Origin of the sequence: Paenibacillus sp. (assembly GCF_031177825.1) — a bacterium.
Lineage (GTDB): Bacteria > Bacillota > Bacilli > Paenibacillales > YIM-B00363 > Paenibacillus_AE.
This window is the reverse complement of the sequence record NZ_JAPSKE010000034.1, coordinates 1-22,123: the sequence shown is the minus strand read 5'-3', so window position 1 is coordinate 22,123 and position 22,123 is coordinate 1. Positions and strand designations below refer to the sequence as shown.

23 protein-coding genes and 1 other annotated feature are annotated in these 22,123 nt (G+C 61.0%); of the genes, 2 read left to right on the top strand and 21 right to left on the bottom strand.

All coding sequences use genetic code 11. The annotated features are described in order from the left end of the window. Positions 1 to 5: 5 nt before the first annotated feature. Genes carA through pyrR form a run of 4 tightly spaced genes read right to left on the bottom strand, consistent with a single transcriptional unit; the run spans position 6 to position 3,926 of the window. Positions 6 to 1,133, bottom strand: a complete 1,128-nt coding sequence (carA, locus tag RIN49_RS25315) for a glutamine-hydrolyzing carbamoyl-phosphate synthase small subunit (RefSeq protein ID WP_309122920.1) — start codon at positions 1,131 to 1,133, stop codon at positions 6 to 8. After that, a complete protein-coding gene (locus RIN49_RS25310) occupies positions 1,123 to 2,436 on the bottom strand; it encodes a dihydroorotase (protein ID WP_309122919.1) in 1,314 nt (437 codons plus the stop codon). Before RIN49_RS25310 ends, carA begins: the two co-directional genes overlap by 11 nt. A 27-nt stretch (positions 2,437 to 2,463) precedes the next feature. After that, positions 2,464 to 3,375: an aspartate carbamoyltransferase catalytic subunit gene (locus RIN49_RS25305; RefSeq protein WP_309122918.1), complete on the bottom strand. Its 912-nt coding sequence runs from the start codon at positions 3,373 to 3,375 to the stop codon at positions 2,464 to 2,466. Next, positions 3,372 to 3,926, bottom strand: coding sequence for a bifunctional pyr operon transcriptional regulator/uracil phosphoribosyltransferase PyrR (gene pyrR / locus RIN49_RS25300; protein WP_309122917.1), 555 nt, complete (start codon positions 3,924 to 3,926; stop codon positions 3,372 to 3,374). The genes RIN49_RS25305 and pyrR overlap by 4 nt, the downstream gene beginning before the upstream one ends. Positions 3,927 to 4,222: 296 nt before the next feature. Between pyrR and RIN49_RS25295 the strand changes: the two genes are divergently transcribed. Further along, a complete protein-coding gene (locus tag RIN49_RS25295) occupies positions 4,223 to 5,389 on the top strand; it encodes an aminotransferase A (RefSeq protein ID WP_309122916.1) in 1,167 nt (388 codons plus the stop codon). On the opposite strand, the gene RIN49_RS25290 is transcribed toward RIN49_RS25295, so the two are convergent. From RIN49_RS25290 to lspA, 7 genes are all read right to left on the bottom strand, one after another. Further along, on the bottom strand, positions 5,375 to 7,258 hold the full coding sequence (locus RIN49_RS25290) for an FAD-dependent oxidoreductase (RefSeq protein ID WP_309122915.1): 1,884 nt from the start codon (positions 7,256 to 7,258) through the stop codon (positions 5,375 to 5,377). The genes RIN49_RS25295 and RIN49_RS25290 overlap by 15 nt on opposite strands. A 111-nt stretch (positions 7,259 to 7,369) precedes the next feature. After that, positions 7,370 to 8,518 (bottom strand): HAMP domain-containing sensor histidine kinase, encoded by a 1,149-nt coding sequence (locus RIN49_RS25285; protein ID WP_309122914.1) that lies wholly within the window; start codon positions 8,516 to 8,518, stop codon positions 7,370 to 7,372. A gap of 39 nt (positions 8,519 to 8,557) precedes the next feature. Then, a complete protein-coding gene (locus RIN49_RS25280; RefSeq protein ID WP_309122913.1) occupies positions 8,558 to 9,250 on the bottom strand; it encodes a response regulator transcription factor in 693 nt (230 codons plus the stop codon). Positions 9,251 to 9,363: 113 nt separating this feature from the next. After that, positions 9,364 to 10,524 carry an N-acetyldiaminopimelate deacetylase gene (locus RIN49_RS25275; protein ID WP_309122912.1) on the bottom strand — a complete coding sequence of 387 codons (1,161 nt, stop codon included), beginning with the start codon at positions 10,522 to 10,524 and terminating at the stop codon, positions 9,364 to 9,366. After that, positions 10,524 to 11,228, bottom strand: coding sequence for a 2,3,4,5-tetrahydropyridine-2,6-dicarboxylate N-acetyltransferase (dapD, locus tag RIN49_RS25270; RefSeq protein ID WP_309122911.1), 705 nt, complete (start codon positions 11,226 to 11,228; stop codon positions 10,524 to 10,526). Before dapD ends, RIN49_RS25275 begins: the two co-directional genes overlap by 1 nt. Before the next feature lie 37 nt (positions 11,229 to 11,265). Beyond that, entirely contained in the window at positions 11,266 to 12,204 is a 939-nt protein-coding gene (locus tag RIN49_RS25265; protein ID WP_309122910.1) for an RluA family pseudouridine synthase, read from the bottom strand. Further along, positions 12,185 to 12,697, bottom strand: coding sequence for a signal peptidase II (lspA, locus tag RIN49_RS25260; RefSeq protein ID WP_309122909.1), 513 nt, complete (start codon positions 12,695 to 12,697; stop codon positions 12,185 to 12,187). Before lspA ends, RIN49_RS25265 begins: the two co-directional genes overlap by 20 nt. Before the next feature lie 163 nt (positions 12,698 to 12,860). Between lspA and RIN49_RS25255 the strand changes: the two genes are divergently transcribed. Next, complete coding sequence (locus RIN49_RS25255; protein ID WP_309122908.1) at positions 12,861 to 13,607, top strand: TraR/DksA C4-type zinc finger protein; 747 nt, start codon at positions 12,861 to 12,863, stop codon at positions 13,605 to 13,607. Here the strand turns inward: RIN49_RS25255 and RIN49_RS25250 are convergent. From RIN49_RS25250 to sigG, 10 genes are all read right to left on the bottom strand, one after another. Then, positions 13,604 to 13,903, bottom strand: a complete 300-nt coding sequence (locus RIN49_RS25250; protein ID WP_309122907.1) for a DUF5665 domain-containing protein — start codon at positions 13,901 to 13,903, stop codon at positions 13,604 to 13,606. The genes RIN49_RS25255 and RIN49_RS25250 overlap by 4 nt on opposite strands. Positions 13,904 to 13,914: 11 nt before the next feature. Next, on the bottom strand, positions 13,915 to 16,680 hold the full coding sequence (gene ileS, locus RIN49_RS25245; RefSeq protein ID WP_309122953.1) for an isoleucine--tRNA ligase: 2,766 nt from the start codon (positions 16,678 to 16,680) through the stop codon (positions 13,915 to 13,917). 61 nt (positions 16,681 to 16,741) lie between these two features. After that, positions 16,742 to 16,985: a binding site (T-box leader), on the bottom strand. A 55-nt stretch (positions 16,986 to 17,040) separates the two neighbouring features. Next, positions 17,041 to 17,541 carry a DivIVA domain-containing protein gene (locus RIN49_RS25240; protein WP_138196127.1) on the bottom strand — a complete coding sequence of 167 codons (501 nt, stop codon included), beginning with the start codon at positions 17,539 to 17,541 and terminating at the stop codon, positions 17,041 to 17,043. Between the two features lie 91 nt (positions 17,542 to 17,632). Then, positions 17,633 to 18,415 (bottom strand): YlmH family RNA-binding protein, encoded by a 783-nt coding sequence (locus tag RIN49_RS25235; RefSeq protein WP_309122906.1) that lies wholly within the window; start codon positions 18,413 to 18,415, stop codon positions 17,633 to 17,635. A gap of 1 nt (position 18,416) precedes the next feature. Beyond that, positions 18,417 to 18,692 (bottom strand): YggT family protein, encoded by a 276-nt coding sequence (locus tag RIN49_RS25230; RefSeq protein ID WP_309122905.1) that lies wholly within the window; start codon positions 18,690 to 18,692, stop codon positions 18,417 to 18,419. A gap of 23 nt (positions 18,693 to 18,715) precedes the next feature. After that, positions 18,716 to 19,156, bottom strand: coding sequence for a cell division protein SepF (locus tag RIN49_RS25225; RefSeq protein ID WP_309122904.1), 441 nt, complete (start codon positions 19,154 to 19,156; stop codon positions 18,716 to 18,718). Positions 19,157 to 19,193: 37 nt separating this feature from the next. Continuing rightward, positions 19,194 to 19,886 carry a YggS family pyridoxal phosphate-dependent enzyme gene (locus RIN49_RS25220; protein ID WP_309122903.1) on the bottom strand — a complete coding sequence of 231 codons (693 nt, stop codon included), beginning with the start codon at positions 19,884 to 19,886 and terminating at the stop codon, positions 19,194 to 19,196. 12 nt (positions 19,887 to 19,898) lie between these two features. Further along, on the bottom strand, positions 19,899 to 20,732 hold the full coding sequence (pgeF, locus tag RIN49_RS25215; protein ID WP_309122902.1) for a peptidoglycan editing factor PgeF: 834 nt from the start codon (positions 20,730 to 20,732) through the stop codon (positions 19,899 to 19,901). A 136-nt stretch (positions 20,733 to 20,868) separates the two neighbouring features. Continuing rightward, a complete protein-coding gene (locus tag RIN49_RS25210; RefSeq protein ID WP_309122901.1) occupies positions 20,869 to 21,240 on the bottom strand; it encodes a YlmC/YmxH family sporulation protein in 372 nt (123 codons plus the stop codon). Between the two features lie 125 nt (positions 21,241 to 21,365). Further along, positions 21,366 to 22,123: RNA polymerase sporulation sigma factor SigG (sigG, locus tag RIN49_RS25205; RefSeq protein ID WP_309122900.1), on the bottom strand; the 758-nt coding region annotated here is incomplete at its 5' end.

Sequence of the window (22,123 nt, the reverse complement as noted above, 5' to 3'; positions counted from 1 at the left end):
TCCCGTCACACCCCCCGTGCGAGCAATTCAAGCTCGGTTTGTCGCGCCGTCTTCGGACGCTCCGATTGGAACTTCCGTACCATCGTAAGAAAATCGTCGAACAAGTAACTCGAGTCGAACGGTCCCGGCGACGCTTCCGGATGATACTGTACCGAGAAGGCCGGCAGGCTCTCATGCTTCAGCCCTTCGATCGTGCCGTCGTTATTGTTGATATGCGTCTTCACCAACCCCGTGCCCGCGAGCGAAGCTTCCTTCACCGTGTAGCCGTGGTTCTGCGACGTGATGTAGCAGCGGCCGGACTCGAGGTCCTTCACCGGATGGTTGCCCCCGCGATGGCCGAACTTCAGCTTCTCGGTGTCCGCGCCGCAGGCGAGCGCGAACAGCTGATGGCCGAGGCAGATGCCGAAGATCGGCAGCTTGCCGAGCAGCGCCTTCACGGTTTCCACCGCGTGCGGCACGTCCTTCGGGTCCCCCGGTCCGTTGGACAGCAGGACGCCGTCCGGACGAAGGCGGAGAATTTGCTCCGCGGTCGCGTCGTGCGGCACGACGACGACGTCGCAGTCGCGGCGCGTCAAGTCGCGCAGAATGCCGCTCTTCGAGCCGAAATCCATCAGCACGATGCGCTGGTCCTTGCCCGGCGAGTTGTACACGCTCTTCGTCGAGACGCGGGACACTTGGTCGCGCAGCAGATCGCTGCCGAGCAGCCGCTCGCGCAGCTCCTCCACGCGGACGTCGCCCGTCGCGATAATGCCCTTCATCGTACCGTAGCTGCGCAGCTTGCGCGTCAGCATGCGCGTGTCGATATCGCTGATGCCGACGATGCCGTACTCCTTCAGCATATCGCCGAGCGAGTACTGCGCGCGCCAGTTGCTCGGCACCTCTTCGTGCCGGCGCACGACGAAGCCGTGTACGAACGGACGCACCGCTTCGAAGTCGTCGCGCGTAATGCCGTAGTTGCCGATGAGCGGGAACGTCATCGTAACGATTTGTCCGCAGTAGGACGGATCGCTCAGCACCTCCTGATATCCCGTTATGCCCGTATTGAAAACGACCTCCCCGACTTGTCCGCCTTCTCCTCCGAACGAGGTGCCTTCGAACAGCGTTCCGTCCTCTAGGTATAACTTAGCTAACAAACTCGTCACTCCCCTTTTCCGCTAGCTCTGACCATACTATGTTGCCGCCAAGCATTGTGAGCTTCGGCCAACCTTTCAAATGCCATCCCGCGAACGGGGTGTTTTTCCCCTTGCTCGCGAACGTCGTCGGATCGACCTTGCGTTCTTCCTCGAGATCGATGATCGTAAGATCCGCGGGCGCGCCGACCTCGAGGCGTCCCGTCGGCAGCCCGAACAGCTGCGCCGGTCGGCTTGTCAGCCGCTCGAGCACGAACGGCAGCGTCCAACGCCCCGTCGCGACGAATTTCGTGTACAACAGCGGGAACGCGGTCTCGAGACCGACGATGCCGAACGGCGCACGTTCGACGCCCCGCGCCTTCTCTTCCTCGCTGTGCGGCGCGTGGTCCGTGACGAAAATGTCGATCGTCCCGTCCTCGACCGCGGCGATCATCGCTTCGACGTCGCGCGGGGAGCGAAGCGGCGGGTTCATTTTCCAATTCGCGTCCGTCGCGTCAGGAATGTCCTCGTCGCTCAGCAGCAGATGATGCGGGCATACCTCGGCGGTTACGTTGACGCCGACCTGCTTGCCGAGGCGGATCAGCCGCGCCGACTGCTCCGTCGAGACGTGGCACACGTGGTAGTGGACGCCCGTCGCTTCCGCGAGCAGAATGTCCCGTCCGACGTGAATCGCTTCGGACTCGTTCGGGATGCCCGGCAGTCCGTGTTTCTTGACGAATTCCCCTTCGCTGAAGGCCGCCCCGCCCGGAAGCAGCGTGTCGTCCTCGCAATGCGCGATGATCGGCATGCCGAGCGCGGCCGCCCGCCGCATCGCTTCCTTCATCGTGCCTGCGCTCTGTACGCCGACGCCGTCGTCCGTGAAGCCGATCGCGCCCGCGTCCCGCAGCGCCTCGTAATCCGCCAGCTCGCGGCCGAGCTCGCCGATCGAGATGCAGCCGTACGGCAGCACGCGCGTCAACCCTACGCTCTTGCCGCGTTCGACGACTTTCGCCACCGTCTCCGCCTTGTCGAGCACCGGCCGCGTGTTCGGCATGCAGGCGACCGTCGTGAAGCCGCCTTTGGCCGCCGACCTCGATCCGGTCTCGATGTCTTCCTTATATTCGAAACCCGGCTCGCGAAAATGTACGTGCATATCGATCAGGCCCGCCGTGAGGAGCCTCCCGCCCGCGTCAATGACCTCGCGGCCGTCCGTCGTTACGGCTTCCGCCGCGTCGCCGCGCACGATGTCGGCGACGACGCCGGCCTCCGCGAGCACCGCGATTTTCTCTCCTTCGGCCGTTCGACCGTTAACGATCCATATCCCCATTCCGGCAGTTCTCCCTTCGGTTCTCGGTTATCCCAACAATGCCCGCTCCAGCACCGCCATGCGGATCGGAACGCCGTTCGCCATCTGTTCGAAAATTTTCGACTTCCCGCATTCCACGAGCGCGTCGTCGATCTCGACGTCCCGGTTTACGGGCGCCGGGTGCATGATGATCGCGTGCGGCGCCATCCGCCCGGCGCGCTCCTCGGTAAGTCCGTAAGCCGCGCGGTATTCCTCCGCCGAGCCGAACAGTCCGCCTTCATGGCGTTCGAGCTGTACGCGCAGCATCATGACGACGTCCGATTGCAGCGCTTCGTCGATGCCGACGTAAGGCGCGTACTCCGCAAGCTCCGACGCGCGCATATTGTCCGGCGCGCAGAACCGCACGCTCGCGCCCATCTCCCGCAGCGCCCACAGGTTCGAGCGCGCCACGCGCGAGTGCCGGATGTCGCCGACGATCGCTACCCGCAGCCCTTCGATCGCGCCGAAGTGCTTGCGCATCGTGTATAAGTCGAGCAGCGCCTGCGTCGGATGCTCGTTGTTGCCGTCGCCGGCATTGATGAGCGGCGCCTTGATGCGTTCCGCGAGCTCCTGCATGACGCCCACCGCCTTAATGCGGACGACGCCGCCGTGAATGCCCATCGACTCGAGCGTCTTCACCGTGTCGTAGATCGACTCGCCCTTCTGGACGCTCGACGCCGCCGCGGCGAAGTTCAGCACCTCCGCGCCGAGCCGCTTCTCGGCCACCTCGAACGAGAAGCGCGTGCGCGTGCTGTTCTCGAAAAACATATTCGCCACGAACTTCCCGCTCAGCGCGCTCGACGCCGCGACCGGCTGCGCTTCCCAGTAAGCCGCCCGATCCAAGATCGCCTCGAGCTCGCTCTTGGCCATCCCCTTCAAGCCGATCAAGTGCCTCGACTGTACCGCCGTTGTCGTCGTCATTCGTCGTCCCCCCGTTTGCCGGTAATCGTCACTTCGTCCTTGCCGTCAACCTCGAGCAGGCTGACATCGATCGACTCCAGCTTCGCGGTCGGCACGTTCTTGCCGACATAGTCGGGCCGGATCGGCAGCTCGCGATGGCCTCGGTCGACGAGCACCGCGAGTTGGATCATCTGCGGCCGTCCGCCTCGGATCAGGGCGTCCATCGCCGCGCGGACCGTGCGTCCCGTGTAGAGCACGTCGTCGACCAAGACGATCTTGCGTCCGACGACGAGCGCCGGATCGATCGAAGGGTCGTCCGTCCGCTTCGAGGAGGCGCCGCCGACATCGTCTCGGAAATTCGTGATGTCGATGTCCCCGACCGGCACCCGCTGCCCTTCGATTTCGGCGATCTTTTGCGAGATGCGGTGCGCCAGATAGATGCCTCGCGTTCGGATGCCGATGAACGTACAATTATCAACGCCCTTATTTTTTTCCAAAATCTCGTGCGCGATGCGGGTCAGCGCCCGCCTTACCGCCGTTTCGTCCATCAGCAACGTCTTCGTCTCCGCCAAAGATCCCACGCCCCTTCGCTCAGGCCTATAAAAAAATCTCCTTACCGGATCCGGTAAGGAGACGCTGCTGCGCGCAGGAAGACACGCCTTCGGAGCTCGCCGCGGTCTCCGTGCGCACACGGGCCGCGAAGAGCTGCCTTCGGCTTCTTCGTCGCAATATCGTTCACCTTGCCAGCCTCACGGGACTGTCCTTAAAGGTGCTTATTCGATTAGAAAGAATTATGACATGTTGCGGCGTTCAAGTCAACCCATTTTGTGCTATGATGTTGTTACTTTATGTAGGCAGGTGTCGATCTATGGTAGAACATTTGATTCGCGACGACATTCGCGGCATCGCGATTTCCGGCATTCGCCAGATGGCGAACCGGGTCGCCCAATATAAGGACGTCTTATCGCTGACGATCGGTCAGCCGGATTTTCCGACGCCCCCGCATATCGTCGAGGCGGCCGCCCGGGCCGCTCGGGAGGGGAAGACCGTATATACGCCGAACGCCGGCCTGCCGGAGCTGCGGGACGCCGCCGCCGCTTTCGTTCGCGCGAAATACGGCTTGGACTATCGCGGGTCGGACGAGACGCTCGTTACCGTCGGGGCCAGCCAGGCGATCGACATGGCGCTGCGGACGATACTCGAGCCAGGCGTCGAGGTCGTGCTTCCCGGCCCCGTATACCCCGGCTACGAGCCGCTTATCCGGCTGTGCGGCGCCGTCCCGGTGTACGTCGACGTGACGGATAGCGGCTTCAAGCTGACCGCCGAGAAGCTCGAGCCGGCGCTCACCGAGCGGACGCGCTGCGTCATTCTCGCGTCTCCGTCCAATCCGACGGGCGCCGCGCTGTCGCCGGACGAGCTGTCGGCGCTGGCCGAGCTGCTGTCGCGCCGGGATTTGTTCGTCATCTCCGACGAAATTTACAGCGAGCTCGTGTACGACCGTCCCCACGCCTCCATCGCCTCGGATCCGGGCATGCGGGAGCGGACGATCGTCGTGAACGGGCTGTCGAAGTCGCATTCGATGACCGGCTGGCGCATCGGCTGCGCGTTCGCGCCGGCCGCGATCGCGCAGCACATGGTGAAGGTGCTGCAGTACAACGTCACCTGCGCGGCGTCCGTGAGCCAATACGCGGCGCTCGAGGCGCTCACCGCCGGCATCGACGACGCCATCCCGATGCGGGAGGCGTATGTCGCCCGCCGCGACTACGCGTACGCGCGGCTCGTCGCGGCCGGCTTCGACGTCGCGAAACCCGAAGGCGCGTTCTACATTTTCCCGTCCGTGCGGAAATTCGGCCTCGACTCGACGTCGTTCGCTTACCGTCTGCTTGACGAGCAGCGCGTCGCCGTCGTGCCGGGCAACGCCTTCACGCCGCTCGGCGAAGGCTACGTACGCCTCTCGTATGCGTGCTCGATGGAGACGCTCGCCGCCGCATTGGACCGGATCGAGGCGTTCGTCGGTTCGTTACCCAAGGACTAGACGCTCCATAGCGGAGTGAACGAAGCGATACAGCTCGCCGATGCGAAGGCTCTTCGCATCGGCGGCGTCCCCATCGGAGCCTGCCGGCGCCTGCGCGCCGGTCGGCTCCGATGCCGTACCGACCGTTCGCGCCAGCAGCGTCTCCGCCATCGGCAGGCGAAGCGGTCGCGCGAGGAGCGCTTCGAACGACTCGCCTTCCTCCGCGGCGAGTTCGCTCAGCGCTTGCCGCGGATCGCCCGGGAAGCGTTCCGGGTATTTCCGATGCAACGCCTGCAGCACGTTCACCAAGGTTGCCACGGTTGCCTCCTTCTTCAGGCGGAAGTCGTTGTCATAACCGCCGACCGCCACGCCGAGCCGCAGCATCGCGCGGAGCGCGTCCCCCTCCGGCCCTTCGAACGCCGCGGGCGGCGCGGCCGCGAACGGCCGCAACGCCATGCCCTGCTTCGTTAACAAGGCTTGCAGCCGGGCGACCGCCGCTTCGGAGGAGGCCAGCTCCCGGAACGTCAGCCCCTCTTCGATCGCGACGCGGGCCGCGGCTCCCGCCGCCTGGCCGGTCGCCATGCCGACCGGGATGACCCGCGCGCTGCCGTGCGCCAGCGAATCGAAGCCGGCGGTGCGGCCGACGACGAGCAAGCCGTCCGCGCCGAGCGGCACGAGGCTGCGGAACGGCACGGCGTACTTTTCCGGGTGGCAGACGACCGCGCCGTATTCGTTCGGCGTCACGCGCTGAATATCGACAGGGTAAGACCCGAAGGCGATGCGATCCCATTGATCTCGATTTTCGCAGACGTCGACGATCGTCAGCCGGTATTCCGCCGCGATGTGCCGCGACTCGCGTACATACAGCTCCGGCGCCGAAGCGCCGAGCGTCACGCCCTCGAATTCGGGGTACCTCCGCCGCAGCTCGTCGACGATGCGCGGCAGCTCCGCTTCGGCCAACGCTCGCGCTTCCCGCTTGGACGCCGGATCAAGCGGATCTACGCCGAAAATTTGCAGCGCATTGACGAGCGCCGTTCCCCCTCGCTGTCTGCCGAGATTCAGCCCCCTCATGCGGACGCGGTCCGGATCCGACTCGGCGACATACTCCTTCATCTCGTCATAGCCCCAGGCGCTTCTGTCGTTGTTCCCGGTCAACGCATCGCCGTCTCCGCCCAGCCGCTTTCCGAGCTTGTTCCATACCTCCGCGCTTACGCCGTCCAATCGGAACATCAACGTCGCCGCCATCGCCTGCTCCTCGTAGCCGAGGTCCTCCCGCCCCGAGGTATACGGGACGCCGGCCGCCGCGGCGACGTCGGCGTCCTGCGTTGCGTCGATGACCGCCTTCGCGGCGATCTCGCGACGCGAGCCGTCCGGAAGCGTCGCCGTAATGCCCGAGACCGTCCGTTCGCCGGTCTCGTCCACCGTTACGATGGGCTCGATGCCCGAGAGGCCCAGCCGAACGTCGAGCCGTCGCTCCCGCTCCGTCAAACGGCGGAACGCGTCCGCCGCCGTCTCGACGTCGAAGGAGTCGCCCTCCAGCTTTTCGTACCATTCCAGAAAAATCCCGCGGTTTAAGATTTCTCCCTTCGGCCCGTAATTCATGTCGATCGTATTGAGCCATCCTAACGTCGCGAGCCCGCCGAGGCGGTCCCGCTCGCCGCCGTCCGCGAGCAGCGTCGTCATCCCGTTGCGCGCGGACGAGACGGCCGCCGCGACGCCCTCGGGATCCGACCCGATGACGATAACGTCGTACGACGTTAGAACTTCATCGTTCCGCCATTCGGGCGCCGTGACGACGGGCTCCGCCCTCGTGAAGGAACAGCCGCCGATCGCGGCGGCCAGTACGAGGCAGCCGACCGTTGCGGCAAGCGTTGTTTTCCTGCATTGCATCTCCTCAATTCCCTCCGTCGATTCTAGGGTTACACGAAACTCAGAATCTACGATAACGGGAAATTCTTATCGGCGATGCGCGCAAACCCTTATCGTTTTCTTAACGACTTCTTACGGTTTCCATGAGCGCGACGGCTCGTTCTCGGCGTTCGGCACGTACCTGGGGAATCGGGTTTCGAACGCCGTCTCCTTGGCGTCGCTCTGGGCGAAAACCCGGCCGTTATGCAGCTCTACGATGTTCTTGACGATCGCGAGCCCTAACCCCGTGCCGCCGGTTTCCCGGGAACGGGATCGGTCCACCCGGTAGAAGCGGTCGAACAAAAAGGGGATATCCCGCTCCGGAATTTCTTCCCCATAATTGATGATGCGCACGACTGCCTCCTCCCCTTCCGACGAAATCTCGATGCGGACCTGGCCGCCCGATTTCCCGTACCGGATCGCATTGGAAATCAAGTTTTCGTACGCCCTTACCAACTCGTCCGCATCCGCCTGGATCGTTAACGCGTGATCCGTCGACGCAACCCGGTAGATCATTCGTTCCTTCTGCAACAGCGGCACGAACTCCTCGGCCAGCTGACTTAAAAAATCGGTAACGTTGAGCGGCGCCAGCCGAAGCGGCACCCGCTTGCCGCTCGTCCGCGTAAATTCGAACAAGTCGTCGATCAGCTTCTTGAGACTCTGCGATTTCTCGTGAACGATCGAGAGATAATACCGCAGTTCGACTTCGTCCTTGTATCGGTCGTCCTCGATATACTCGAGAAAGCCGAGAATCGAGGTCAGCGGCGTGCGCAAATCATGCGAGACGCCGGTGATCAGATCGCGCTTCGCCTTCTCCGCCGACCGTTCTTCTTCGATCGATCGGCGCAGTTGTTCCGCCATCGAATTGACCGCGTCCGCGACAATGCCCAGTTCGTCCGAAGAGCGTTTGGCGATCTTGTGAGACAAGTCTCCTTTCGCGATTTCCTGCAGGCCGGCCGTAATTTCTTCAATATATTGGATGGGCTTGCGCGACAGCAGAAAGAAATACAGAAGAAACAACGCGCAGCCGAACGGGACGAGGAACGGCAACGAGCCTACGTTGTTGACGAGCCAGAACAAACCCTGCGCGAACGCCCCCCGTCTCCCTTCGGATAACGGCAGAAACACCGCGAAATAAAATAGCGTATAGCAACCCCCGACGGTCGCGGCGGATAAACCCAAGCTAAACAAAATGATGCCGATGAATTGCCAACGTATCGTGCGAAAAGAGGACCTCTTCATTCGGAATCCGCACCTCCTCGCGTTCGACCCCCGCGTTTATTATTCGATTTTGTACCCGACGCCCCACACGGTCTTAATATACCTAGGGTTTCGCGGGTCTCTTTCGATTTTTTCTCGGATTTTCCGAATATGCACCATGACCGTATTGCCGCCGTCCAAGAACGGCTCGTTCCAGGCATGCTCGTAGATGCGCTCCATCGAAAGCACGATGCCGCGGTTTCTCGCCAGCAGCTCAAGCACCGCGAATTCCCTCGGCGTCAGCTTCACCGACCGCCCTTCCACCGACACTTCGTGCGAAGCGGCGTCCACGAGAAGCCCGTCGATTTTGATTTCGCTCGATTCGCGCTCCGCCGGACGATTCAATTGCTTGTAACGGCGGAGCTGCGACTTCGCGCGGGCGACGAGCTCCAGCGGAGAAAACGGCTTCGTGACGTAATCGTCCGCGCCGATGCTGAGACCGGTGATTTTGTCGATGTCTTGCCCTTTCGCCGAAAGCATGATGATCGGCATATGGCGTTGTTCCCGGATTTTCATGCACGCCTCGACGCCGTCCATGCGCGGCATCATAACGTCGAGGATGATCAAGTCGACGGACTCCGACCGCAGCGCCTCCAGCGCCTCGACGCCGTCGCTCGCCTTCAGCAGCCGATACCCTTCGTTCCGAAAATAAATGTCGAGCAACTGGACGATTTCCTTCTCGTCGTCGACGAGCAATATCGTTTCTTGCGCCATTGCGGTGAATCCTCCGTTAGCGTTACTTCGCGCGAAGCGGTTCCTTCCACCATACCACATCGGCTTCGAGCTATTTTCTTAAAGGTTTCTTAAAAAAAACCTCCGCAGCGATCCTAAGATCGCTCGGAGGTCCCTATTTTGCGAATATAACCGCTCATTACTCGTACCGCTACGTCGATCGCGTCCTCGCTCGGTTCGAGCTTCGCATGGTGCAAGCCGTACGGCGTATCGACGCCGAGCCAGAACATGAATCCCGGAATTTCCTTGAGGAAATACCCGAAGTCCTCTCCGGTCATCGCCGCATCGCATTCGATCAAACGCACGTCCGGCATCTCCTCCCGAACCCAACGCATGAACGACGCCGTCTCCGTCTCATGATTGTACACTTGATAATAATTCGAGCCGTAATCGAGCGTCGACGTTACGCCGAACCCTGCCTCGACGCCGGAGAGCAGCGCTTCGATCCGCGCCTTCACCGCCGGCATCGAACCTTCCGACAACGTGCGGATCGTCCCTTCGAGGCGGGCATGCTCGGCGATGATGTTTTGCCGCGTGCCGCCTTGGATGACGCCAAGCGTCACGACCGCCGATTCCAGCGGGTTGACGTTGCGCGCGACGATCGTCTGGAGCTGCATGATCAGCGAAGCCGCCGCGACGATCGTATCGTTCGTCCGATGCGGGAACGCCGCGTGACCGCCGACGCCGCGCAAGTCAATGAACAGCTCCGACGTGTTCGCGAACAGCGTTCCGGGACGCGTGGCGATCGTACCGACCGGATATTCCGGGGCGATATGCAGCGCCAGCATCAGGTCCGGCTTCCAGACCCGGAACTCTTCGCTCTCCAGCATCGGCTTAGCGCCGCCGGGTCCTTCCTCCGCAGGTTGAAACACGATGAGCACATCATCGTCCACCGGGGAAGCGACACACTCCGCAAGCAGCCCGAGCGCGATCGTCATATGGACGTCGTGGCCGCAGGCATGCATGAAACCCGGGTGCTCCGAGCGGAAAGGATACGACGTATCCTCCTCGATCGCCAGCCCGTCCATGTCCGTGCGGTACCCGATGCAGCGCGCGCCGACGCGGCCCTTCACCCGGACGAGTACGCCCGTGCGCCACGTCTTCACTTCGACGCGTTCCGTTGGGAGCCGGCCCACGATATCCAAGATATACTGCTGCGTCTTGAATTCTTGGAAGCCCGGCTCCGGCATGCGATGCAGCGCGCGTCGGATGGAGACGAGGTCGCTTCCCAAAGAAGCCGCCAACGATCCGCTCATTATTTCAAGTTCCGAAGCTCTTTAATGATTTCCGTCTTCGATTTCGTCTTGTCGTCGACCATCTTGATGATGCGGGCAGGCACGCCCGCGACGACCGCGTTCGCCGGTACGTCTTCGACGACGACGGCGCCTGCGGCGACGACGGCGCCCGCGCCGACGCGCACGCCTTCAAGAATGACCGCGTTCGCGCCGATCATGACGTCGTCTTCGATGACGACCGGCTGCGCGGACGGCGGCTCGATGACGCCCGCGAGGACGGAGCCCGCGCCGACATGGCACATCTTGCCGACTTGGACGCGGCCGCCGAGCGTCGCGTTCATGTCGATCATCGTGCCTTCGCCGACGACGACGCCGATGTTGAGCAGCGCGCCCATCATGATGACGGCGTTGTCCCCGATCGTGACCATGTCGCGGATGATCGCGCCCGGCTCGATGCGAGCGTTAACGTTTTTCGTGTCGAGCAGCGGAATCGCCGAGTTGCGGCGGTCGTTCTCGATCTCGTAGTATTCGATCGTCGAAGCGTTCGCCTCGAGCAACGGACGCACTTCCGCCAAGTCGCCGAACAAGACGCCGCCGCCTTCGCCGAAGTCGAATACTTTGACGCTGCCGCGTTCGCCGGAAGCGATCGAACCTTTGAAGTATACCTTCACCGGCGTTACCTTCTTGCTGTTCTTGATAAAGTTAATAATTTCCATCGTATCCATGCGAAAAAGCCCTCCTAGATATGTAATTATTGAGAATCTACATTAAGCGTAGTTGCTCGATGAACGACTGCATCTCGCTCGGCAGCGGCGCTTCGAACGTCAGCCGTTCGCCCGTTCGCGGATGCGTAAAGCCGAGGACGGCCGCGTGCAGCGCTTGTCCCGGCACTTCCATCGTCCGTCCCTTGGATCGTCCGTAAACCGGATCTCCGACCAACGGGTGTCCGATGAACTTCATGTGAACGCGAATCTGATGCGTGCGCCCGGTTTCCAGCAGCAGCTCGAGCACCGTGAATTCCGGAAACCGCTCGGTTACCACGAAATGGGTCACCGCATGACGCGCGCCTTTGTCGGTCACCGTGAACAGCTTCCGATCTTGCGGATCCCGTCCGATCGGCGCGTCCACCGTGCCTTGGTCGTGCTCCAGCACGCCGTGTACGACGGCGACGTACCGTCTCGTCACGGAATGCTCCTTCAGCTGCGCGGCGAGCGACGTATGAGCGACGTCGTTCTTCGCCGCCATCAGCAGACCGGAGGTGTCCTTATCGATCCGGTGCACGATTCCCGGGCGAATTTCGCCGTTGATGCCCGATAAATCCTTGCAATGATACATCAAGGCGTTCACAAGCGTACCGCTCGGATGCCCGACGGCGGGATGTACGACCATGCCCCGCGGCTTGTTCACGACGATGACGTCGCGGTCCTCGTATACGACATCCAACGGGATGTTCTCCGGCACGAGTTCGGTCGGCGCCGGATCGGGCGGGCGGACGACGACTTCGTCGCTTGCCGCTACCTTATAGTTCGGCTTGACCGCCGCTCCGTTCACGAGTACATGACCGTCTCGAATCCAATCCTGCAGCTGCGACCGCGAGACGTCTTCGAGCGCGTCGGACAACAGCTTGTCGATTCGCTGTCCCGCCTCGTCCGATCCGATCTCGATGCCGAACGTTTCGATATCATCCGTTGACGGAATCATGGGCCAACCTCCGTTTCTCGCGGCGCGCTTCCAACAAGGTGTCTACGAAGATGAGCGCGATCCCCACGCTGATGCCCGCATCCGCTACGTTAAATATCGGGAAATCGTACACGAAATTGATGCCGATGGCGCGGAAGTCGAAGACGAAGTGGAAGAAGTCGACGACCTCGCCCATCCGAACGCGATCCACGAAATTCCCGAGCGCGCCGCCCAGGAGAAGCGACAGCGCGAGCGGCATCAGCTTCCGGCCTTCGCGAATCGTACGCACCAAATAATACACGATGCCGATAAGGACGACGATCGTCACGATCACGAAAAACCAGCGCTGCCCTTGCAATATGCCCCAAGCCGCGCCGCGGTTCCGGTGCGACGTCAGCATGAAGAAATCCCCCAATACCGGGATGACTTGTCCGAGGTCCATTCGGGTCGCGACCAGCCATTTCGACCATTGATCAAGCAGTAACACGACGAGCGCAATCAACCAATAGATCAAAGTCCGAACCTCCTGTCGGAATCGACGAATTCCAACCGTCATTGTACCATAGCATTCCCCAGAACGTCCACGAATGTAGCATTCCGCCTAGCATTTGCCGCTCGTAAAACGTTCCCTCCCCGCAAACCATAACGTTACTACCGAGGAGAAGGAGACCGCAGCCATGAAGCATTTGCAACCGACGCAAATCGAAAAATTGCGTGGCGATCTCACTCGCGAACGAGACGAAATCGCAAGCCGCCTCGAACGCAGCGATAAATTCGGCATGAACGAGCCGATGGGCGCCGAGCTCGGCGAGCTGTCGCTCGTCGACAATCATCCCGGAGACATCGGCAGCGAGATGTTCGAGCGGGGCAAGGATTTGGCGCTCGCCGAATTGTGGGAACACCAGTTGGAAAAGGCCGAAGCCGCGCTCGCTCGCATGGACGCCGGCACCTACGGGCGTTGTCTCGAGTGCGGGGAGCCGATCCCGCTCGAACGACTGCAGGCGCTGCCGTCGGCCGAATATTGCATCCGCCACGTCCCCGACGACGATACGTCGTTCCGCCGACCGTTGGAGGAGAAGTTTCTCGCCCCCGCGATGCGCTCGGATATGGACCATGACGACACGACGCAATTCGACGGGGAGGACGCTTGGCAGATCGTCGAGCGCTGGGGAACCTCGAACACGCCGGCGATGCAGGAAGGCCGCGACAACACCGACTACAACGACATGGAAATCGAGTCGGACGAAAACGAAGGTTACGTCGAGCCGCTCGAGAGCTTCTTAGCTACCGACATGTACGGCAATAACGTAACCTTCGTACGAAACGACGTGTATCAAAAGTATATGGAGCTTGGCGAAGGCTACGGACTGCTCGAGCCCGACGCCCGCGAGGACGGCGACGAGCTGACGGACGGCTATTCCTAATAGTAAAAGCCGCCGCCGCTCATATGCGCCTGCACCGACTCGACCAGATCGGCGATGTAATGCCCGATGATGGGCAAATCCAACGCTCCGATCTGGCGAAGTACATAGACGATCGTCGCCGAGAAAATCGTGACGCCGATCGCGATGCCAACCCCTCGGGCCGTGCCCGCGATCAAGTTGCTCACGATCAGCTTCCGGGGAGAATTGAGCAGCTGTACGTACTCTGCCAGCTGCACCCGCTCCAGATGATTCGCGATCCGTTCGACTTGATGTTGCACCTTGTCGGCCGTCGCCATGCCCTCACTCCTTACAAGACGTTAATGTGTTTGATCACGTGCGTGCAACGGTTGCACAGCGTCGGATGCTCGGCGTTCGCGCCGACCTCCGGCGTGACGATCCAGCAGCGTTCGCACTTCTCTCCGCTCGCCTGATCCACCTTAACCGCAAGCCCCTTCAACGCCATAGCGTCCGCCGGCGCCTCGCCGTTCGCGACGACCGCTTCGGAAACGATAAACAGCTTTTCCAGCTCTTCGAACTGGCCGAGCAGCTCCGCCGTCTCCTTCGTCGACGGGTACAACGTAACGCGCGCGCTCAAGCTGTTGCCGATGCGCTTCTCTTTGCGCGCGACCTCGAGCGCCTTCAGCACTTCGTCGCGCACGTCGATCAGCGCTTCCCACTTCCGCTCGAGCGTCGCGTCATAAAGCTCCGCGCGCGCCGGGGAAAAGACGGTCGTCTGCACCGTCGCGCCTTCGATGCCCGGAATATACTGCCATATTTCGTCGGCCGTATGCGGCAAGATCGGCGCGATGAGCTGCGTGACCGCGACCAACGATTCGTACATCACGTACTGCGTCTGCTTCCGGGCGACGCTGTCCGCCGCGTCCGCGTACAGACGGTCTTTCATGATGTCGAGATAGAACGCGCTCATCTCCACCGCGAGGAAGTGATGCACCGCTTGGTAGACCGTATGGAACTCGTAGTTTTCGTACGCGTTCAACACCTTCTCCTTCATCCGCTCGAGGCGGATGAGCGCGAACCGATCGAGCTCGGACAGCTCCGATGCGGCGAAACGGTCGTTCGCCGGGTCGAACCCGGACAAGTTGCCGAGATAGAAGCGAAGCGTATTGCGGATTTTCCGGTATACCTCCGCGGTTTGCTGGAGGATGTTGTCCGACAGTCTTTGGTCGGATTGGTAATCCGTCGAAGACACCCACAACCGTAGGATGTCCGCTCCGAACTGGTTGCATACTTTAAGCGGGTCGACCGTATTGCCGAGCGACTTGGACATCTTCCGTCCTTCGCCGTCGAGCGTGAACCCGTGACTGAGGATCGCCTTGTACGGCGCCCGTCCGTGCACCGCCGTCGACGTGATCAACGACGAATTGAACCATCCGCGATATTGGTCCGAGCCTTCCAGGTACAGATCCGCCGGCGACGTCAGATCGTCGCGCGCCTCGAGCACCGCCATATGGCTGGAGCCGGAGTCGAACCAGACGTCCATGATGTCCGTCTCCTTCCGGAACTCCGCATGGCCGCATTTGGCGCAAGCCGTGCCCGCCGGAAGCAGCTCCGCTTCCGACTTCGCGAACCACGCGTCGGAGCCTTCGCGTTCGAAGATGTCCGCGACGTGCTCGATCGTCGACTCGTTCACGAGCGGCTCGCCGCAGGAGCGGCAATAGAAGATCGGGATCGGCACGCCCCAGACGCGCTGCCGCGAGATGCACCAATCGCCGCGGTCGGCGATCATGTTATGCAGCCGCACTTCGCCCCAATTCGGCGTCCACTTCACGTTGCGAATTTCTTCCAGCATCTTGTCGCGGAACGCGTCGATCGATGCGAACCATTGCTCGGTCGCCCGGAAGATGACCGGCTTCTTCGTCCGCCAATCGTGCGCGTATTGGTGCTTGATGAAGCTCATGTGCAGCAGATGGCCGCTTTCCTTCAGCTTCTCCGTGATGACCTTGTTCGCGCTGTCGTAGAACATGCCTTCGAACCCGGGGGCCTCCGCCGTGTAATGTCCTTGATCGTCGATCGGGCTGAGCACGCCGATGCCGTATTTTTGGCCGACGATGAAGTCGTCCTCGCCGTGGCCCGGCGCCGTATGGACGCAGCCGGTGCCCGCTTCCAGCGTGACGTGCTCGCCGCACATGACGAGCGATTCGCGATCGTAGAACGGATGCTCGCAAGTCACGCGTTCGAGATCTGCGCCCCGGAGTCTCGAGACGACGTTCGCCGACTCCCAGCCGAGCTCCTTCGACACGCTCTCCAGCAACCCTTCGGCGACGACGAACTTGCGGCCGTCGACTTCGGCCACGACGTACTCGAGTTCCGGATGCACCGAAATGCCGAGGTTCGCCGGCAGCGTCCACGGCGTCGTCGTCCAGATGACGATCTCGGCGTCGTTCGGCAGCTTGCCCTTGCCGTCCTTCACGCGGAAGGCGACGTAGATCGACGGGGACGTCTTCTCGCGGTATTCGATTTCCGCTTCCGCGAGCGCGCTCTCGGAAGACGGGGACCAATACACCGGCTTCAAACCTTTATAGATATATCCCTTATTCACCATCTCGCCGAACAGACGGATTTGCTGCGCTTCGTATTTCGGCTGCAGCGTGACGTACGGGTTGTTCCAATCCCCGCGAACGCCGAGACGTTGGAACTGCGTCTTCTGCTTCTCCACCCACTCCCAAGCGTATTCCGCGCAGAGCTTGCGGAACTCGTGCGTCGACATCTTCTTCCGGTCGGCGCGGCCGCTGTTGGCGATCGCCTGCTCGATCGGCAAGCCGTGCGTATCCCATCCCGGCACGAACGGGGCATCGAAGCCCTGCAGCGATTTGAAGCGGACGACGATGTCCTTCAACACCTTATTCAGCGCATGCCCGATGTGGATGTCGCCGTTCGCGTACGGCGGTCCGTCGTGCAGCACGAATTTCGGTTTGCCGGCGCGCGCCTTCCGCACTTCCTCGTATACGTCCATCTCCGCCCAACGCGCCTGCATCGCCGGCTCCGCCGTCGGGAGGTTGCCCCGCATCGGGAAGTCGGTTTGGAGCAAATTCAGCGTCTTGCTGTAGTCCATCTTCTCCATCTTGAACTCCACCTTTCGAATGCTTTCCTGAAAACGCAAAAAAACTTTCCGCCCAAGGGACGAAAAGTTTCGGTTTCGTGGTACCACCCTTATGATCGAGGCATAACGAAATCCATGACAAGCCCTCGACCACTCTGTCATCGGTAACGGGATGAACCGGCTCGGGCTACTTGCGATACGCGTTCGGCCGAGCGCTCCTGGATGATTTTCCGCCGTTCGTCAACGCCGGGCTTTCACCTGCCCCCGGCTCTCTGGGATGACGCTTGCGACGTACTCGTTCCATTCTACGCTTTGGGTGTCAATCATTGAATTGCATCTACAATATCAGATTCCCGGCGGGAAATCAATGGGTCAGCGGTTGAGGTCGCCAGAGGCCGAATGGAGCGCCGGATTCGACTCGAGCGTGTCCCAGCTGTCGTGGCCGAGCATCTCGAGCTGCGCCTCGATCAACGTCTTGAAGCGCGTCCGATAGATGGAAGCTTGCTTCTTGAGCTCCTCGGTTTCGAGCGCCACCTTGCGCGACTTCGCGAGCGCTTCGTTCACGATGCGATCCGCGTTCTTCTCGGCTTCGCGAATGATCAGCTGCGCTTCCTTCTTCGCGTTCGACTTCACTTCGTCGGCCGCCTCCTGCGCTACGATGATCGTCTTCGACAGCGTCTCCTCGATGTTCGAGAAGTGGCCGAGCTTCTCCGACTGCGCTTGAAGCTGAGATTGAAGCTCCTTGTTTTCCCGGATCAAAGCTTCGTAATCTTTAATGACTTGGTCGAGAAACTCGTTCACCTCGTCCTCGTCGTAACCCCGAAGTCTTCTGCTGAATTCTTTGTTGTGGATATCGAGCGGCGTTAAGGGCATGGTGCACCTCCTGAATGCATTGAACGAACCTTACTATGGAATAAGTCGCTAGCGATACGATTTCGACATAAAGCGCCCGATTCCTGCACGGTTACGCAAATTTCCCGATTTTCAGACGGATGCGCCCCGATTTCGAAACGCCGTCCACGGATAAAATCTTAAACCTGCCGAATCCCTGCAAGGAGACGACGTCTCCCTCTTTCACTTGCCGCGAAGGGTCTTCCTCGACCTTCCAATTCACCTTGCATCGCCCCGCCTGAATCGGGACGGCCGCCTTGGCGCGGGAGAGGCGCGTCGCCTCGCTGACGACGCCGTCGAGCCGCATCGACGCAACCGTGCAAAACATCTCTTCGAACGCCGATTCGGCCGGGATGAGCTTGTCCGCGGGCAGCAGCTCGGTGAACACGTGCGTCCGGCCGACCTGCGACAGATGAAGAGAGAAGAAAGGCGCCATCTCTTCCGCGACGAGAATGTGGGAGCCCCACTCGTGCACGTGGATGTCGCCGATTTTATCGCGTTTGATGCCGAGGCCGAGAATCGCGCCCAAATAGTCGCCGTGTTCGAGCTCGGAGACACGCTCGTCCTCGCTCGTTACCGATAGAACGACGATCCCGACCGGTTCGTAGATCGGGTCGAGGAAGTCGGGCGAAACGATCGCGCGTCGACGTTCCGCTTCCGCGTATCCGCCGTCCGTCCGAACGAGCGCGTCGTCCGTGCGGTTCGCGAGCGACTCGACGATGAACGCCTGTCTCGGATCGAGGAAGTCCGTTCGCTTCACCTGCTTGCGTACGGCCGCATCCTCGATCCACTCGGCGGCTTTGTCGACGAACGGCTTCTCGTCGGGATGGAAGTGCTCGTAAGGAATCGATCGCATATCAACCCGGAATCAAAAACAGGATGACCGCTTCCACGCCCAGGGCGATAAACCGAAGCGCGAAGATCGCTACGATCGGGGAGATGTCGATGACCCCGCCGATGGCCGGAATGAATCTGCGGAAAATCCCGAGGTACGGTTCCGTCACGCGTCCGAGCAACTGCCCGACGAAGCTGTCCCTGGCGTTCGGCACCCAAGAAAGCAAGACATACGCGATGATCATGTAGAAGTAGATGTTATACAGCGTCCAAACGAGGGAACTAATCTGGTATTCCAACGTCCCGCCACCTCAATTCTGTTCTATGTATTGTCGTTCATCATGTCGGAGATGACGCCTTGAATTTCGACGGAGTCCGGCGTGCATACGAAGATGTTCGGACCGACTTTGGAGATCGCGCCGTTAAGCGCGTACACCGTGCCGCTCAAGAAATCGACGATGCGCATCGCTTGCTCCGGGCGCACCCGCTGCAAGTTCACCAAGATCGCGCGGCGCGAACGCAGGTGATCCGCGATATCTTGCGTCTCCTCATAATTACGAGGCTCGCACAGCACAAGTTTCGAAGATTTTTGGGCGTGCAGCGAAACGACGTTATTTTTCACCTTGCGATATTCGCCGGCTTCCCGTTCCCGTTCCCGCTCCCGTTCGGAATCCTCTTGAGCTTCGTACGCCGGTTCGCGTTCCGCGACCTCTTCTTCCTCTTGCAGTCCAAGAAAATTAAAAATACGGTTCATCATACCCATTGCTAGTCCTCCCCGACTATCCCTTACATGGTCATCGTTATTTTCCCACAAGAATGGATCCCAATCGGATCCACGTAGCGCCTTCTTCTACGGCGATCTCGAAGTCGTTCGACATGCCCATCGACAGATGCTCGATCGGCTTGCCGTACGCGCCCTTCGCGTTCGCCTCGTCCCGCAGCTCGCGAAGCGCCTTGAACACGGGTCTTGTCCGCTCCGGATCTTCCTCGTGCGGCGCCATCGTCATCAAGCCGACGACGTCGATCGCGTCGCACGCGGTCAACTTCGACAAGAACGCGGGGAGCTCGCCCGGCGCAAGGCCGTATTTCGTCTGCTCGCCGGATACGTTCAGTTGAACGAAGCACGGAACGACGATGCCGAGCTGCTTCGCCTTCTTCTGCAGCTCCTCCGCAAGCGACCACCGGTCCAGCGAATGTACCGTCGCGAAGCGTCCCAGCACGTCCTTCACCTTGTTCGTCTGCAGATGGCCGATGAAATGCCATACGACGTCCGTCCGACCTTGCAGCGCTTCCCACTTCTCCTTGGCGTCCTGCCAACGGTTCTCGCCGACGTTCGGGTACCCCGCTTCGATCGCCTCGATCGTACGTTCCAACGAGACGTATTTCGTTACGGCGATCACATTCACTTCTTCGCGACGCCTGCCGCTTCGTGCGCAGGCGTCCGCGATCCGGCGTTCTACCTCGTCGGCGGCTTCCCGCAGCGATCGGTTCACGGCCGCGTCACCTCACTCTTTCCGCGCGATCCACGCTGTCATCCGTCCGGTTCGGCCGCTCTCCTTCCGGTGGGAGAAGAACAAATCCGTCCGGCAACTGGTGCAATATTGTGTTATTTCGATATGATTCGCCAAAATTCCTGCTTCTGTCAGCTTTTGTCGATTGAAAATTGCTAAATCGAGCAAATACCGTCCCGGGGAGGAGGACGGCTTGATCGATTCGCTGCCTTCCGGAATATGCTTCGCGACTTGATCGTCCACCTCGTAGCAGCAGCCTCGGATCGACGGCCCGATCGCGGCGAGCAGCTCCGACGGTTCGGAGCCGTAGGCGCGCGTCATGGCGCGCACCGTCTCGCCGGCGACGTCGGCGACCGCGCCGCGCCAACCGGCGTGCGCGACGCCGACCGCCCGACGGATTGGGTCGACGAACCAGATCGGCACGCAGTCGGCGTAGAACGCGTTCAGCATGACGCCGGGGACGTCCGTAACAAGGGCGTCCTTCGAAGGCAGCGCGTCGTCCCGTACGAGACGTCCGGCGCCGGCCTCCGCCTCCGCGACGACGGCGACGGCGACGCCGTGCACCTGCTCGGCGCACGTCCAGCGCCGAAAGTCGAAGCCTGCGGCCTCCGCCACGCGGCGGCGGTTCTCCGCGACATCGTCGGCGCTGTCGCCGACGTGCAGCCCGCAGTTCAGGCTGCCCCAAGGCTCGCCGCTGACGCCGCCGCGGCGCGACGAGAAGCCGGCGCTCAACCAAGGAAACTTTTCCTCCCATGTGCGCCAACGAAACAACGTCGCGCCGCTCTCCGACGGGCGCAGCTGGAGCGGCTCGCGCCATGCCTCGGCCATGTGTCATCCCTCCGTCCTCGAAGCGGTTCGATACGCAACGCGGTTTTCAACAGTGTATCACAAAACCGAACGGCATACGAACGAATCCGGCCGGCAAGGCCGGGTCCGCTTCGCGTCGTATGCCGCATCGAGAGACTTACCGGTACTCGTCGTCCTCCGGTTCGTCCCGCCCCCGCTCGCGCTGCTGCCACTCCCGGTCTCGTTCCCGATCCCGGTCCCGCTCGCGGAAGGTTTTCGTACTGTCCTTGCCTCGTTCGTCCACCCGATACACCTTCGGGTCGTCCAGCTTCACCAAGATGACGTCGGCGCCGATCTTCACGATCGAACGCCACGGGATGACCACGTCGGTCCCGCCGCCGAAGAAGCCGAAAAACCGTCCCGAACTCGGGACGACGATCGAATCGATGCGCCCGACGCGCAAATCGAGCTCGATGTCGCTGATTTGGCCGAGCTTCTTGCCGTCAACGATGTTGATGACGTCTTTCGTTTGGAAGTCGGAAATTTTCATCACGGACACCCGCCTATCTCTACTACTATATGTGGCGGATCGTCATTTGTGTCCCGAAAGTTTCCGTTCTCAATGAAAAAGGCCCGTCCCGCCGCGCAGAGCGGAACGGAACGGACAATGGAGCGTTACGTCTTGACGTGCTTCTGCATCTGATTGATCGCCGACTTCTCGAGCCGCGATACTTGCGCTTGAGAGATGCCGATTTCCTCCGCCACTTCCATCTGCGTCTTGCCCTCGAAGAAGCGCATCGATAAAATCATCTTCTCGCGGTCGTTCAGCCGCTGCATCGCTTCGCGCAGCGCGATCTCCTCGATCCACGAGACGTCCTTGCTTTTGTCGTCGCTGATCTGATCCATCACGTAGATCGGGTCGCCGCCGTCTTGGTAAATCGGTTCGAACAGCGACACCGGATCCTGAATGGCATCGAGCGCGAAGACGACGTCTTCCTTCGGTACGTTCAGCTCGATCGAAATTTCCGTAATCGTCGGCTCCCGCGAGTTGCGGTTCGTCAGCTGATCGCGGACTTGCAGCGCTTTGTAGGCAATGTCGCGCAGGCTTCTGGAGACGCGAATCGGGTTGTTGTCCCGAAGGTATCTCCGGATTTCGCCGATAATCATCGGTACCGCGTACGTGGAAAACTTCACGTTTTGGCCGAGGTCGAAGTTGTCGATCGCCTTCATCAAGCCGATGCAGCCGACTTGGAACAGATCGTCCACGAACTCTCCGCGGTTATTGAACCGTTGAATGACGCTTAATACCAGGCGCAAATTGCCGTTCACCAATTTCTCCCTTGCGGACCGGTCCCCCTTCTGTTGCAGCGAGACGAACAATTCGCGCATTTCGGCATTGGTTAATACCGGTAGTTTCGAAGTATCCACACCAC

What these genes read in the sequence shown, in the direction of transcription:
- RIN49_RS25285 (WP_309122914.1), bottom strand. Translation starts at nt 8,518, where the DNA reads ATGAAGAGGTCCTCTTTTCGCACGATACGTTGGCAATTCATCGGCATC.
- pgeF (WP_309122902.1), bottom strand. Translation starts at nt 20,732, where the DNA reads ATGGCCGAGGCATGGCGCGAGCCGCTCCAGCTGCGCCCGTCGGAGAGC.
- RIN49_RS25275 (WP_309122912.1), bottom strand. Translation starts at nt 10,524, where the DNA reads ATGAGCGGATCGTTGGCGGCTTCTTTGGGAAGCGACCTCGTCTCCATC.
- RIN49_RS25225 (WP_309122904.1), bottom strand. Translation starts at nt 19,156, where the DNA reads ATGGGTATGATGAACCGTATTTTTAATTTTCTTGGACTGCAAGAGGAA.
- RIN49_RS25280 (WP_309122913.1), bottom strand. Translation starts at nt 9,250, where the DNA reads ATGGCGCAAGAAACGATATTGCTCGTCGACGACGAGAAGGAAATCGTC.
- RIN49_RS25210 (WP_309122901.1), bottom strand. Translation starts at nt 21,240, where the DNA reads ATGAAAATTTCCGACTTCCAAACGAAAGACGTCATCAACATCGTTGAC.
- RIN49_RS25235 (WP_309122906.1), bottom strand. Translation starts at nt 18,415, where the DNA reads ATGCGATCGATTCCTTACGAGCACTTCCATCCCGACGAGAAGCCGTTC.
- RIN49_RS25310 (WP_309122919.1), bottom strand. Translation starts at nt 2,436, where the DNA reads ATGGGGATATGGATCGTTAACGGTCGAACGGCCGAAGGAGAGAAAATC.
- RIN49_RS25265 (WP_309122910.1), bottom strand. Translation starts at nt 12,204, where the DNA reads ATGATTCCGTCAACGGATGATATCGAAACGTTCGGCATCGAGATCGGA.
- RIN49_RS25305 (WP_309122918.1), bottom strand. Translation starts at nt 3,375, where the DNA reads ATGACGACGACAACGGCGGTACAGTCGAGGCACTTGATCGGCTTGAAG.
- ileS (WP_309122953.1), bottom strand. Translation starts at nt 16,680, where the DNA reads ATGGACTACAGCAAGACGCTGAATTTGCTCCAAACCGACTTCCCGATG.
- RIN49_RS25255 (WP_309122908.1), top strand. Translation starts at nt 12,861, where the DNA reads ATGAAGCATTTGCAACCGACGCAAATCGAAAAATTGCGTGGCGATCTC.
- RIN49_RS25290 (WP_309122915.1), bottom strand. Translation starts at nt 7,258, where the DNA reads ATGCAATGCAGGAAAACAACGCTTGCCGCAACGGTCGGCTGCCTCGTA.
- RIN49_RS25250 (WP_309122907.1), bottom strand. Translation starts at nt 13,903, where the DNA reads ATGGCGACGGCCGACAAGGTGCAACATCAAGTCGAACGGATCGCGAAT.
- RIN49_RS25240 (WP_138196127.1), bottom strand. Translation starts at nt 17,541, where the DNA reads ATGCCCTTAACGCCGCTCGATATCCACAACAAAGAATTCAGCAGAAGA.
- dapD (WP_309122911.1), bottom strand. Translation starts at nt 11,228, where the DNA reads ATGGATACGATGGAAATTATTAACTTTATCAAGAACAGCAAGAAGGTA.
- RIN49_RS25295 (WP_309122916.1), top strand. Translation starts at nt 4,223, where the DNA reads ATGGTAGAACATTTGATTCGCGACGACATTCGCGGCATCGCGATTTCC.